The 13,337-nt window shown below is 44.0% G+C and carries 7 protein-coding genes; 6 read left to right on the forward strand and 1 reads right to left on the reverse strand.

Annotation, left to right across the window (positions count from 1 at the left end; genetic code table 11):
• Window positions 1–25 precede the first annotated feature (25 nt).
• From ACKI5J_RS18045 to ACKI5J_RS18055, 3 genes are all read left to right on the forward strand, one after another.
• Entirely contained in the window at window positions 26–4,351 is a 4,326-nt protein-coding gene (locus ACKI5J_RS18045) for a CusA/CzcA family heavy metal efflux RND transporter (RefSeq protein ID WP_407431008.1), read from the forward strand.
• Between the two features lie 7 nt (window positions 4,352–4,358).
• Window positions 4,359–5,486 (forward strand): efflux RND transporter periplasmic adaptor subunit, encoded by a 1,128-nt coding sequence (locus tag ACKI5J_RS18050; protein ID WP_407431010.1) that lies wholly within the window; start codon window positions 4,359–4,361, stop codon window positions 5,484–5,486.
• 98 nt (window positions 5,487–5,584) lie between these two features.
• Window positions 5,585–8,101: a cation-translocating P-type ATPase gene (locus ACKI5J_RS18055; RefSeq protein WP_407431012.1), complete on the forward strand. Its 2,517-nt coding sequence runs from the start codon at window positions 5,585–5,587 to the stop codon at window positions 8,099–8,101.
• Between the two features lie 212 nt (window positions 8,102–8,313).
• On the opposite strand, the gene ACKI5J_RS18060 is transcribed toward ACKI5J_RS18055, so the two are convergent.
• Complete coding sequence (locus ACKI5J_RS18060; protein ID WP_407431014.1) at window positions 8,314–10,749, reverse strand: LruC domain-containing protein; 2,436 nt, start codon at window positions 10,747–10,749, stop codon at window positions 8,314–8,316.
• A 219-nt stretch (window positions 10,750–10,968) separates the two neighbouring features.
• Here ACKI5J_RS18060 and ACKI5J_RS18065 point away from each other — a divergent pair, with 219 nt between their 5' ends.
• The 3 genes from ACKI5J_RS18065 to ACKI5J_RS18075 all read left to right on the forward strand — a co-directional run bounded on the left by ACKI5J_RS18065 (window position 10,969) and on the right by ACKI5J_RS18075 (window position 13,328).
• Window positions 10,969–11,814 carry a neutral zinc metallopeptidase gene (locus ACKI5J_RS18065; RefSeq protein ID WP_407431016.1) on the forward strand — a complete coding sequence of 282 codons (846 nt, stop codon included), beginning with the start codon at window positions 10,969–10,971 and terminating at the stop codon, window positions 11,812–11,814.
• A 174-nt stretch (window positions 11,815–11,988) separates the two neighbouring features.
• Window positions 11,989–12,654: an outer membrane beta-barrel protein gene (locus tag ACKI5J_RS18070; RefSeq protein ID WP_407431018.1), complete on the forward strand. Its 666-nt coding sequence runs from the start codon at window positions 11,989–11,991 to the stop codon at window positions 12,652–12,654.
• 122 nt (window positions 12,655–12,776) lie between these two features.
• Window positions 12,777–13,328, forward strand: coding sequence for a hypothetical protein (locus ACKI5J_RS18075; protein ID WP_407431020.1), 552 nt, complete (start codon window positions 12,777–12,779; stop codon window positions 13,326–13,328).
• The last annotated feature ends 9 nt before the right edge of the window (window positions 13,329–13,337 follow it).

Genomic DNA, 13,337 nt, shown 5'->3' on the forward strand with positions numbered 1-13,337 from the left:
AAAAACTAGCAATAACCAAATAATCATGTTACATAAAATCGTTGAGCTTTCCATACGGAACAAACTCATTACCGGGCTTTTTATCATTGTCCTGGTATTTTTCGGTCTATACGAAGCCACAAAATTACCCATAGACGCTCAGCCTGATATTACCAATAATCAGGTTCAGGTCATTACAACAGCTCCGGCACTTGGCGCTACGGATATCGAGCGTTTGATCACATTCCCTATAGAGCAAGCTAACAGCAACATCAATGGTATCACCGAAATACGAAGCTTCTCCCGGTTTGGTCTGTCATTGGTTACCATTGTGTTCGATGACGACACCGATGTGTACTGGGCACGGCAACAAGTCGCAGAACGCCTGCAATCCATACAGAATGAAATACCTGATGGAATCGGGGTTCCTGAACTGGGGCCTATTTCGACGGGGCTGGGTGAAATTTACCAATATGTAGTTCGTCCGAAAACAGGGTATGAGGATCATTTTGATGTCACCGAATTGCGAACTATTCAGGACTGGATTGTACGCAGGCAGCTCCTGGGCGTAAAAGGTGTTGCAGAAGTAAGCAGCTTCGGCGGTAAACTGAAAACCTATGAGATTTCGGTCAACGCTAATATCCTGCAATCGCAAAATCTGACCATAGACGACATCTTTCATGCGCTGGAAAAGAACAACCAAAATACCGGTGGTGCGTATATCGAAAAAGGTCCTGCGGTGTTGTATATCCGTAGCGAAGGCCTGATTAGCAATGAGGAAGATATCGCCAATATCGCCATAAAATCCACAGCAGACGGCCTTCCAATCCTTTTAAGAGATGTTGCAGAGGTAAAGACAGGTTTCGCGACCCGATATGGAGCGATGACATACAATGATCAGGGCGAAGTTGCGGGAGCAGTCGTCATGATGCTCAAAGGAGCTAATAGCAATGAAGTCATTAAGAATGTCAAAGCGCGCATCGCCACCATTCAGAAAGCCTTACCCGAAGGAGTGGTCATTGAACCGTTTCTTGACCGATCGAAGATGGTCAGCAATGCTATCGGCACTATCGAAAAGAACCTAGCTGAAGGAGCTTTGATCGTTGTACTGGTACTGGTATTATTTCTTGGGAATTTCCGGGCGGGAATTTTAGTAGCATCTGTTATTCCACTTTCTATGCTCTTTGCCATTATCATGATGAACGTTTTTGGCGTGAGCGGAAATTTGATGAGCCTTGGTGCGCTGGATTTCGGATTGATTGTGGATGGTGCTGTTATTATAGTGGAAGCGGTGCTTCATCAATTACATCAGGGCAAAAAATATGCGGTGGTACAAACAATCACACAGCAGGAAATGAACAAACAGGTAGGCTCTTCTGCCACCAGGATGGTCAAAAGTGCCGTCTTCGGGCAAATTATCATTCTGATCGTTTACCTGCCGATTTTTACATTGCAGGGTATTGAAGGAAAAATGTTTAAACCAATGGCACAGACCGTCATATTTGCCCTGATTGGTGCATTCATTCTTTCGCTGACCTATATTCCAATGATGAGTTCGCTTGTATTGAGCAAAAGGCTCAGACATCAACCGACATTATCTGACAAAATGATGAAGAAGCTGGAAAATCTTCACCATTCCATACTTACGAAAGTACTGCATTTTCCAAAAACGGTTGTCGGGATAGTCACTGCTCTCTTTCTATGCGCGATTTTTATTCTGTCCAGATTGGGTGGAGAGTTTATACCGGCACTGGAGGAGGGTGATTTCGCAGTGGATACCAGAGTCTTGACAGGGAGCAACCTGCAAACAACGATCGATTACACCCAAAAAGCTGCCCATATCTTAAAAACAGAATATCCTGAAGTGGAAATGGTCGTGACCAAGATCGGAAGTGGCGAGGTCCCTACTGACCCTATGCCCATGGAGGCCAGTGATATGATGGTTATTCTTAAGGACAAAAAGGAATGGACATCTGCCAAAACTTTTCCGGAGATGGCTGAAAAAATGGGCAAATCGCTGGAGGCCGTACCGGGTATCAGTACCGGCTTCCAGTTTCCTGTCCAGATGCGCTTCAATGAACTAATGACAGGAGCAAGACAAGATGTAGTATGCAAGATATTTGGCGAAGATCTGGACAGTCTGGCTGCTTATGCTCACCGCTTTGCTGCGATAGTGAACACGGTACAAGGTGCCCAAGATCTCTATATTGAGCCTGTTACCGGTCTCCCTCAAGTCATCGTGAAATATAAACGGGCAAGTATGGCCCAATTCGGATTGAATATAACCGATGTAAACAGCGTTGTTAACACCGCTTTCGCTGGTCAGAGTGCGGGAAAAGTGTATGAGGGTGAAAAACGATTCGAGCTGGTACTGCGATTGAATGAAAAACAGAGAGAGAATATCGAAGATATAAGGCATCTGCTTATCCCGGCTCCTGAAGGCAATCAAATCCCCTTATATCAGGTAGCTGACGTAAACATAGAGAACGGTCCGGCACAAATACAGCGCGAGGATGCTAAAAGGAGAATCGTTATCGGGTTTAATGTCCGGTCACGCGATGTACAGAGCGTTGTCAATGAGTTGCAGAAAAAAGCCGATGCCCAGCTAAAGCTTTCGCCGGGCTATTACATCACGTACGGTGGCGCCTTTGAAAACCTGGCGCAGGCAACGAACAGATTGATGATAGCTGTTCCTATTTCACTGGCATTGATATTCATCCTTTTATTTTTTGCTTTTGGCTCGGTCAAAGAAAGTTTGTTAATCTATTCGGCCATTCCGCTATCTGCTATTGGAGGCATATTTTCGCTTGCGTCACGAGGAATGCCTTTCAGTATCAGCGCCGGCATCGGTTTTATTGCACTATTTGGCGTGGCAGTACTGAATGGAATCGTGCTTATAGCTGAATTTAACCGCCTCAAGAAAGCCGGCGAGACAGATTTGTTTCATATCGCGTTGACAGGGACGAAGACGAGGCTACGCCCCGTGTTGATGACGGCGTTTGTAGCGTCACTGGGATTTTTACCTATGGCCGTTAGCAACGGAGCTGGAGCAGAGGTACAGCGTCCTCTCGCTTCTGTAGTGATCGGCGGATTACTGTTTGCTACTTTTCTGACCCTGTTTGTGCTCCCTACTCTATTTGTTCACGTGGAAAGCATAAAATTCCCGAAAATGCAATGGGGTAAAAAAGCCGTGGCTATCGTGATACTATTGCTTATACAATTGCCTGTTTCCGGGCAAACGATAACGCTGGATCAAGCCATAGACAGCGCATTGACCAACAATCTGTCTCAAAAGAGCAAAACCTTACTGGCTGAGTATTATCAAAAACTAACATTGACAGGCAATGATATTCCTCAAACAACTGTCACAACTGAATACGGGCAGATAAACAGCAGGACAGCTGACAACAAGTTCGGAGTCTCTCAGTCATTCCAATTTCCAACAGTATATCGTAACCAAAAAAAGCTACTGAATGAAGAATGGGCCTCCACAGTGATTGCGGTTGACCTCAACAGGATTGAAATCAGGAAGACCGCTACAGAGCTGTTCTACCATATTCTGATTCTGCGGGAAAAAGAAAAGATTCTGAAAGAATCGGATTTTATGTATGTTGGTTTTCTCGAAAAAGCCCTGTTGCGTTTAGAAAAAGGAGAAAGCAATCTGCTGGAAAAAACAGCAGCAGAAGTGCAGCGGGAGCAGATAGCCATGCAATTAACAGGTTTGGCGAATGACATTGAACTAGCAAAAATACAGTTGCAACTGGTGCTCAACACCAAAATACGTTATGAACCGGTTGGAAGCAATATAGTTATGGAGGAGAAGGTTTTTCCTGATACCTTTAACGATTTATCTCACCATCCAAGCATCCAGTTATCGGCGCGGGAAATCGGGAAGGCTAAGGCATCCGTGCGCTTAGAGAAGTCAAAACTACTTCCTAATTTATCTTTCGGCTATTTTAACCAAAGCTTAAAGGACATAAATTCCAGTCGTTTTAACTCCATTGAAGTGGGTGTAGGAATCCCGATCTTTTCGAAGTCGCAAAAATCACACATTAAAGCTGAGCAGCAGAAAATCCGATTTACCGAGAACGAACTGGACGTTCATAAAGCGCAATGGATGGCAAAATATAACACCGCTATACAACGGCATCAGGCTCAGCTTGTGATCGTTGAAGCCTACAACCGAAAACTGCTCCCTGCGGCAAAGCAAATGTTCAATACAGCCCAGGAGCAGTTCGATAGCGGAGAAATCAACTATCTGGACTGGGTAATGCTGAACAATCAGTCTATGCAGATTCAGAGCGACTACTTCAACGCTGTTTCGCAGCTAAACCAGGGTATTATTGACATTCAATATCTAGTCTCAAGATAAAACAACAATGAAAAATATAGTAGTCATCCTTGTTTCGCTCTTCTTGTTAAGTTGCGGAAACGAAAAGAACATAACAAAAAAAACAGTATCGGAAGGAAAGGAAAACATCTTGCGGCTCTCCCGGCAGCAAGTGGAATCTTCGGCATTTTCTTTTGTGAATTTACAAGAGCATACGATTTCGCATACTCTGAAGCTAAGCGGAGAGATTGATGTTCCTCCACAAAATCTCGTCTCTGTAAGCAGTGCACTTGGAGGGTATATAAGATCGACGCGCCTGCTACCCGGTATGCACTTCAGAAAGGGAGATGTCATTGCCGTTATAGAAGATAACCAGTACATCCAACTACAGCAAGATTATCTTACAGCAAAAGCTCAGTTGCAAAAAGCACTGGCAGAATACAATCGCCAGAAAGAGCTTAACCGGAGCAAAGCGAGCAGTGACAAAGTGTATCAACAGGCAAAGGCAGACTATGAAACACTTCTCATTTCCAAACAGTCTCTAGAAGGAAAACTCAGACTAGTTCATTTCAACCCGGCAGATGTTACGGTTACTAATATCAGGCCGAACGCCCAGATCTACGCCCCTTTCGACGGATATGTTTCACGCATCTTCGTCAATACCGGTAAATATGTTTCGCCTGCTGACATTCTTTTCGAATTAATAAGCTTGAAAGACTTGTATCTCAATCTAAAAGTTTTTGAAAAGGATTGGGGTAAAGTACATATAGGGCAGTCGATCACTGCCTACACCAACCATAATCCAGATAAAAAATATAAAGGGGAAGTGATGCTTACGGGAAAAAACATCTCAGAGCAACGGACAGTAGAGCTACTTGTCCGTTTCCACAATGCTGACGCTTACCTAATTCCCGGACTGTATATGAATGCAGCGATAGAAATACCGGATAACAGATCGTATGCATTACCTGAAGAAAGCATTTTAACTTTCGAAGGCAAAAATTATGTATTCAAAGTTCTGGATAGTCGCCGGTTTGAACTGATGAATGTAAAAACAGGTTTAAGCGGAAACGGCTGGACGGAAATCCTGGAGCCAGAGAAACTGAAAGATGCAAGGATTGTCCAAAAAGGTGCATATACTTTATTGATGGCATTAAAGAATAAAGCGGAAGAATGATCAAACAAATCTTGTTCCGGACAAATTACAGCCAATATCTATACCGCAGATTAGAACTGTCTGGAAATAGTTAGATTTAACTAGCAATTCGAATAAGTATGACAACATATAACATACCGAAGCATCTGAGAGGTCTGACAGAAGATGAGGTGCGGGCTTCAAGAGAACGATATGGCTACAACAGTATGGACACCATCAGCAACAGTTCTTTGCTCAATATGTTGATTAATATCTTAAAGGAACCGATGCTGATTTTGCTCTTTGCAATTACAATCATTTATGTTATTGTAGGTGATTATGCTGAGGCGCTATTTATGTTTATTGCGATAGTTGCAGTTTCCGCTATCTCCTTCTATCAGGATAACCGCAGTAAAAAAGCGCTGGAAGAATTAGAGAAGCTGAATGAGCCTCTAAGTACAGTGATCAGAGATACAAAGGTGGTTAAGATACCTACATACGAAATTGTGGTAGGTGATTTGTGCATAACGGAGGAAGGGAAGATGATTAACGCCGATGGCAGAATTGTTCACAGCAATGATTTTTCGGTCAATGAAGCATCGCTTACCGGTGAAAGCTTTTCCATATTCAAAAACAGTGATTCTGGCAACAATCAGATCTTTAAAGGAACAGTTGCTGTTTCGGGACTGGCAGTCTTTGAGGTGGAGAAGATAGGAAAACAGACGCAAATTGGAAAAATCGGCGAATCCATATTATCTATCAAAGAGGAGAGCTCGCCGTTACAAATCCAGATTCGGAACTTTGTAAAATGGATGGCAGTAGCCGGTATCATCATCTTTCTGATGGTTTGGATTTTCAGTTTTATTCAGACCGGGAATCTGATTAAAAGCCTGCTAAACGGTCTTACTATGGCTATGTGTGTGCTTCCAGAAGAGATCCCGGTTGCTTTCACCACGTTTATGGCTCTAGGTGCCTGGAAGCTGATGAGAGAGGGCATCATTATAAAAAGGAGCAATATAGTGGAAACGCTCGGCAGCACAACGGTAATATGTACCGACAAAACAGGAACGATTACAAAGAATACGATGCAGCTTAAACAGCTGTATGATTATCCATCTGACAGGATCTTTGATGAAGGGGAATTTGAAAATCCGGAGCTGGCAACACTGATAAATTACGCGATGTGGAGCAGCGAGCCGGTTCCGTTTGATCCGATGGAAAAAACACTCCACCATGTATATGAACTGACACAAAAAAACGATGAGAGGACGGATTACCGTTTGTTTCATGAATATCCGTTGGAAGGTAATCCTCCTATGATGACGCATCTTTTTGAAAGCTCAACAAAGGGCAGAATTATAGCGGCGAAGGGAGCTCCTGAAGCCATACTGGCTGTTTCTGCTCTTTCCGATTCAGACAAGAATAAAGTGAGAGGACTTATCGCAAAGTTTGGGCACCAGGGTTACAGAGTTCTTGGGGTAGCCAAGTCGGCCTTCGAAGGATATGACTTTCCTGAGAAACAGCAAGACTTTCATTTTGAATTTTTAGGGTTAGTGGTGTTTTATGACCCTCCGAAAGAAGGGATACAGGCAGTGTTCCGTCATATTTATGAAGCGGGTATCAAGGTCAAGCTCATCACGGGAGATAATGCGGAGACTACCCGTAGTATTGCTACACAGGCTGGTATCGTCAATACGTCTGAAGTACTTAACGGAAATGATGTGATGCGCTATTCTGAGGAAGAACTGATACCGGTCACTGAGCGTACTGTGCTATTTACCCGGATGTTTCCGGAAGCTAAGCTTGCTGTAGTGAACGCACTGAAGAAGAAAGGGGAAGTGGTAGCCATGTTGGGTGACGGCGTAAATGACGGCCCCGCACTTAAAGCTGCCCACATAGGTGTAGCAATGGGCAACAAAGGTACAGAGATAGCAAAAGCAGCCGCCTCGTTGATTCTTACCAATGATGATCTGGCAAAATTGACCATAGGGATCGCTGCCGGAAGAAGAATCTATACCAATATAAAAAAAGCTATACAGTATATCATTTCCATCCATATACCGATCATTCTTACGGTTTCCTTGCCTCTATTTCTGGGATGGGTGTTCCCACAGATATTTACGCCTGTGCACGTTATATTCCTCGAATTGGTGATGGGGCCTACTTGTTCTATTGTCTATGAGAACGAACCCATGGAGAAGAACACGATGCAGCAGCCTCCCAGGACGATGACAGATACTTTTTTGAACCTGCGGGAATTAAGCATCAGCATCGTACAGGGCCTGCTTATTACTGCTGGCGTATTGTTTTCTTATCAGTGGACTATTCACCATGGAGGAAGCGAAGAGAAAACAAGAGCCATGGTCTTTACTACGCTGGTTATCTCCAATATCTTGCTCAGCCTGGCTAACCGTTCCTTCTTTTACAGCATATTCGATAGTTTCAAGAACAGAAATCCACTATTCCCGCTGGTTATCGGTCTGACGGTGGCTTTACTTTTTGCTATACTCTATACTCCTTTAGCTGGTTTCTTCGGTGTTACCGACTTAAGTATATCGGAATTAGCAACAGCATCCCTGATAGCCGTTGTATCGGTACTTTGGTTTGAAATTTATAAACTTTTTAAAAGATTTAAAAGTAAAACTGGTGAAGTATGATGAAACTGGTCCAGCTTCTTAAATGACAAAGACCAGGTTTTTCCAGGTTAAGACGATTGCCTTTTTAGCGTGTGGCCTCTGTATTTAAGCTATATATGCTCCGCAGAATCGGGCCTTTGTTTTCAGATCAGCACTGATCGTTATGCCTTGCGTACAAAAAATGCCCCTTGCGGAATCGCGAGGGGCATCAAAGAGATAAAATTTAGTAAGTATTATTTTTTGAAGATCAACTCCTGGTTGAGGTAATCGGCGGTGGCTATTTTATACCACTCAGTCTCTACTTTCCCACCAGACCTGGCCCAGTCGGCAAACTTCCGATATGCTAGGGTGATATCCGTTTTTTCGAGAGGATAAGCGAAACTTGAAACCGGTATCTCAAGTGCCCATGTCATTCCTGTCTTGCTGTAGTATGGCTTGCTCGCGGAGGTGTTATCATCTCCAGTACCAAACAGAGAGCGGTCGGCAAGTTTCGTCGGCTGACGTCCCGGGAGATGCGTTTCGTATCCGCGACCAAAGCCTCCTGTATTATTCCAGATAAACAGGTTATAGTTGCCCACTCCAAATCGCTCGATGGTTGGACCATTCTTTATTCTGAACGCCACAGTGTATGATTTACTGTCGGCTATTGTAGTCTTAGAGGTATTCCAGTTTCCCTGCTCCTCACGGCTGTTTTTGAAGAGAATAACAACCAGACTATCTTGATTTGCTTCGGCTTCAGCACCGGAAATACTCACCAGATTGTCCTTTGGAATATTGAATTGGATACCTGCTCCATTTTTGTATTCTCCGCCGGTGGCTATCAGCTTGAAGCTGGCATCTACAGACACAACCTTGTTAGACGCACTTGTTCCTATTTCGTAACGGTAGCTAATGACAACGTCATTCATGTCATAGTCTCCCTGGTAAGGCCATTTATCTTCGAATGCTATGGTAGAACCACCTTGATCATAGTTAAACTGGCGGCTTTTGTATGCCCTGGTTGGATCTGCAGGATAGTCATCTTCGACGTCTATGACGCCATCTTCATCTGTATCAGGCAATGAAGGGTTAGGATCAACGCCATATCCTTCACTGCATTCATTCGCCGGAATATAGATATCACAGCCGTTTTTCGCTGAATTGCTGAAATGTCTGGCGTCTAATGTTCTTTTGCTGTCACAATACAGTACAAGACCGGTAAAGATGCCTCCAGCATTATTAACTGCGTCTGCTGAAGTTCCGGTCACCCTGAACAATGCCCATTCGGTACCGTTTACAGGACCACTCACCGTTTGCGTAGTACCAAGCAGATTATTTGTTCTGAACATGGCCTTTGCGGTTAATGACATGGCAGAATTCATCTCTGTGTTACCTTTGACGTCGATGAAGGATTCATTATTCATCGTTGCTCCGTTCAATAAGAAGTCAGTTAATACAATAAGCTTACATCTGTTGGAGAAAGTTCCGCTCTGGGCAGTCAGACTCATGACTTTCATCTCCCCGTCATTAGTGAACTGACCCGCAAATTCGAGGTGTGATTTTTCTGCAATAAAAGTTCCTGAATTGCTGATAACGGCAGAGGAGTTCATGGTTATTTTGCCCGTTGAGCTGATGAATGATCCGAAATTGTCAAACCTGGATGGATTTGCTCCGATGGTGAATGCCCCGTTGATTTTAAGTGCACTATAGTTGGAAACGTGAGCACCATTCTCCGCATTAAAGGTACCTAATGAATTGACCGTACCATGATTATTGAAGATGCTTTGAACATCTGCCCAGATTCCTTTACTGGAGGTTATTGTTCCAAAATTGGTTGCAGTACCGCTTTTCAGTGTAAGATATTCTGCGGTTACAGTTCCTGTGTTGTAGAAGTTGCCGATGATCTGGGTACTCCACTGTGTGGAATTAATGGTGAGGTCGCCGAAGTTTTTAATAGAAGCTGCGGCATCCCATTGCACGCTGTTGATAGTAGCACTTCCTGTACCGGTGATAATGATATTTAATCCATTCATGGTACCGCCTGACAGTGTCACGTTTTTTCCGCAGATATAGAGTGTTCCGCTATGCGGCCCCCAGCCAACTTTCAAGTTCACGTTACTTGCCGTAATGGAGTAAATCCCGTTGTTCTGAGCGTTAAAATCTGAACTAAAAGAGGAGATAACAGTTACTCCTGCCCCGGATGCGCAGTCAGGGCTTGTTTCCGGTACCGCAGAGGCTGTGAAGCCCGTGGAAGAGAGTTTCTTCATTGACGTAACTGCTGAGGTAGCCCCTACTGCAAGTGATACCTCTGTAGAAGTTATAACCGCCTTACTGGTGACTTTGGAACCGTCAGGAGCTGTTTTGACAATGTAAACCTCTGAAAGCGCAGTTGGTAGATAAATCCTTGTATTAAAAGAACTGGTCAAGGTCGCGCTTCCTTTAGAGAGCAATTCAGCACCCGCTTCCGGATTACCTGCATAAATTGATACGACATGAATTTTGTTTGCAAAACGGGCGTCAGTCACTGAGATGCTGAAATTAACATCTCTGGAGGTTCCCCAATCAAATGAAGAAGGCACGATTATTTCGTCGGTAGATTTCGAGCCCCCCTCTGACGTCACACTATCCTTCTTGCATGATACAGCTGTTAAGGTGAGAACAGAAACAGCAAGTAGTAAAAATCTCTTCATATAATATTTAAGTGAATATAAGGATAAAGGCAACATATGTGCCAACATTATTCTCAGCTTATACACTCTGGATTTTGGACTTCCCAATAGCTTCACAGTCTTTAACTGAGAATTAATCAGGGAAAATATTCCCCAAGCGGGCAATGGCCAAATCTCACTTTTCTGCCGAACCAAACCATTACTGTAGCCTGTTGTTCAGCTGAATATAAAGAGAACACTATGAAATGGATGGGTAGACGCGAAAGCGGAAATATAGAAGACAGAAGGAAAGGCGGAGGCGGGCTCGCTATAGGCGGAGGACTGGCTGCTGTTATCGCAGTTGTGTTCGCAGTGCTAACCGGCCAAAATCCACTTGAGTTTATTGGTATGGCCCAACAGATGGGTTCCTCCTCTCAGGGAACCGAGCTGAATACAGACATCAAGGATGACCCAAACTCTCACTTTGTTGCTGTGGTGCTTGCCGAAACAGAGGATGTTTGGGACAGTGTATTCGCTGCGCAAAACCTGCAGTATGAGAAGCCGGTGCTCACCCTGTTTAGTGGCCAGGTCAGATCGGGATGTGGGGCGGCGAGTTCATCTACAGGTCCTTTCTATTGTCCGGCTGACAGCAAAGTATATATCGACCTAAGTTTCTATCAAGAGCTACAGAATCGTTTTGGTGCCCCTGGAGACTTTGCCATGGCTTATGTTATTGCGCACGAAGTGGGACACCATATTCAGCATTTGCTGGGTACAACAGATAAGATTGACCGCATGCGTGGTAAGGTGAGCGATGAGGAACTGAACGCCCTTTCCGTACGCCTTGAATTACAGGCAGACTATCTGGCAGGCGTCTGGGCACATCACACGCAGCGAAAAGACCTATTGGAGGCCGGAGATATTGAAGAAGCTTTAAAGGCGGCGAATGCGATAGGTGACGATCGTCTGCAGATGCAGGCACAAGGATATGTTGTCCCGGACGCTTTTACTCACGGAACTTCGGAGCAGCGTATGCGGTGGTTCAGGCGAGGATATGAGACAGGGGATATCCGTTCGGGCGATACGTTCTCTGCCAGTTCACTTTGATCTGTATCGTATTCCATACAGAAATGACTAGCAAACAAAACATGTGTATTTGCTTCAAATAGTCCATATCTTAACTAAGACGCTCATTCTTAACTAACTTTTAATTTTTATTGCTTTTGGGCGTAGGATTTGTCTGTATCCAATCACATACTTAAAAATTAAAAAGTAGAAAACATGAAAAAAATAGCTTTACTAGCAGCTGGATTCCTAATGGGAGGTGCTGCATTTGCACAGTCTTTACCTCCGGTAACCTATGGATTAAAGGTGGGTGTTAACTTGCCTAAGTTGCATGTTAATAACTCAAATGGCGACGACTTCGAATCGGAGTCAGCAACCAATTTCAGCGTAACGGGTTATGCTGATGTTCCGGTAGCCAATGGCTTGTCTGTCCAACCGGGTATCTCTTTACAGGGAAAAGGTGGTAAGCAAACCTGGGGCGGATCAAATGTCAATGGCGAACGAAAAGACAATACTATGTATGCTGAAATTCCTGTGAATCTGGTTGGTAAGATACCATTGGGAATGACTGGTACAAACTTCTACCTTGGAGCCGGCCCTTATGCGGCATTTGCCATCTCGGGTGAAAGAAAGCAGTCTGGAAGTTTCTTCGGATCTGAAGGCGAAACAAAGAGAGATCTTGAATTCGGATCTGACAATGGCGACGACTACAAAGGAACTGACTTTGGTGTTAACTTCCTTGCAGGCTTTCAATTAAACAGTGGTTTTAACATTGGTGCCGGTTACGGCCTTGGTCTGTCCGATCTTCGTCCGAACGGAGACGGTGATAATGGAAAAACAACAAACCGTGTTCTTTCCTTCTCCGTAGGTTATGCTTTTTAGACCTGCTGGATAGACTCTTTTTAATTTAATGATTAATTTCTTACGAGCCCTCAAATATGTTTGAGGGCTCTTCTTATTTATGAACAGGGCTGTTTATATTTGCGCTGGCTTATCCGCAGCAAATGATAACTAAATTTAAAGTACTATTACTTTCTATACTATTCGTTTTGACAGGTTTGGACGGCAGTGCGCAGTCAGGAACCGACTCCATAACAAATTTCATCGTTAAAGAAAACCTCCTGAAAAATGATAAGCTGGCCATCATAGCCGCCGACGAGAACGAGGTGCCTAAAGAAACAGTCAACGGAACTTTTGTTTTCACGATCAACGGTTTCAGGCAGGAACTTAAATTTAATGAAGGGGTTGCCATTGCCCCTCAGCAAATTGAGAAATCGACCTTTGTATACCTGAAGCATAAGAATGAAACCTCGACTCCTGCCAAGCTTTACTATGTTCTGAAGAAGGAGGCGGGAATCAATCCTATCAAGATCAACTGGATGATGCTGATTATCATCCCCCTCGTCCTGGTAGTCATCGCCGGGATATTCCGGAAGTTTATTGTTTTCGCCGTTATTATTCTGATTTTGCTGTTGGTGTTTAATTCCAATCAGGGTCTTGGAATACCTACCATCTTCGAGACGATATTTGATGGACTGAAAAATGCACTGCTATAATCAAGAAAT

It is taken from the genome of Arcticibacter sp. (assembly GCF_045629565.1).
Taxonomy (GTDB): Bacteria; Bacteroidota; Bacteroidia; order Sphingobacteriales; family Sphingobacteriaceae; genus Arcticibacter.

Excerpts from the sequence above, each read along its gene's own strand:
- ACKI5J_RS18060 (WP_407431014.1), bottom strand. The coding sequence starts at position 10,749 with ATGAAGAGATTTTTACTACTTGCTGTTTCTGTTCTCACCTTAACAGCT.
- ACKI5J_RS18045 (WP_407431008.1), top strand. The coding sequence starts at position 26 with ATGTTACATAAAATCGTTGAGCTTTCCATACGGAACAAACTCATTACC.
- ACKI5J_RS18065 (WP_407431016.1), top strand. The coding sequence starts at position 10,969 with ATGAAATGGATGGGTAGACGCGAAAGCGGAAATATAGAAGACAGAAGG.
- ACKI5J_RS18050 (WP_407431010.1), top strand. The coding sequence starts at position 4,359 with ATGAAAAATATAGTAGTCATCCTTGTTTCGCTCTTCTTGTTAAGTTGC.
- ACKI5J_RS18055 (WP_407431012.1), top strand. The coding sequence starts at position 5,585 with ATGACAACATATAACATACCGAAGCATCTGAGAGGTCTGACAGAAGAT.
- ACKI5J_RS18070 (WP_407431018.1), top strand. The coding sequence starts at position 11,989 with ATGAAAAAAATAGCTTTACTAGCAGCTGGATTCCTAATGGGAGGTGCT.
- ACKI5J_RS18075 (WP_407431020.1), top strand. The coding sequence starts at position 12,777 with ATGATAACTAAATTTAAAGTACTATTACTTTCTATACTATTCGTTTTG.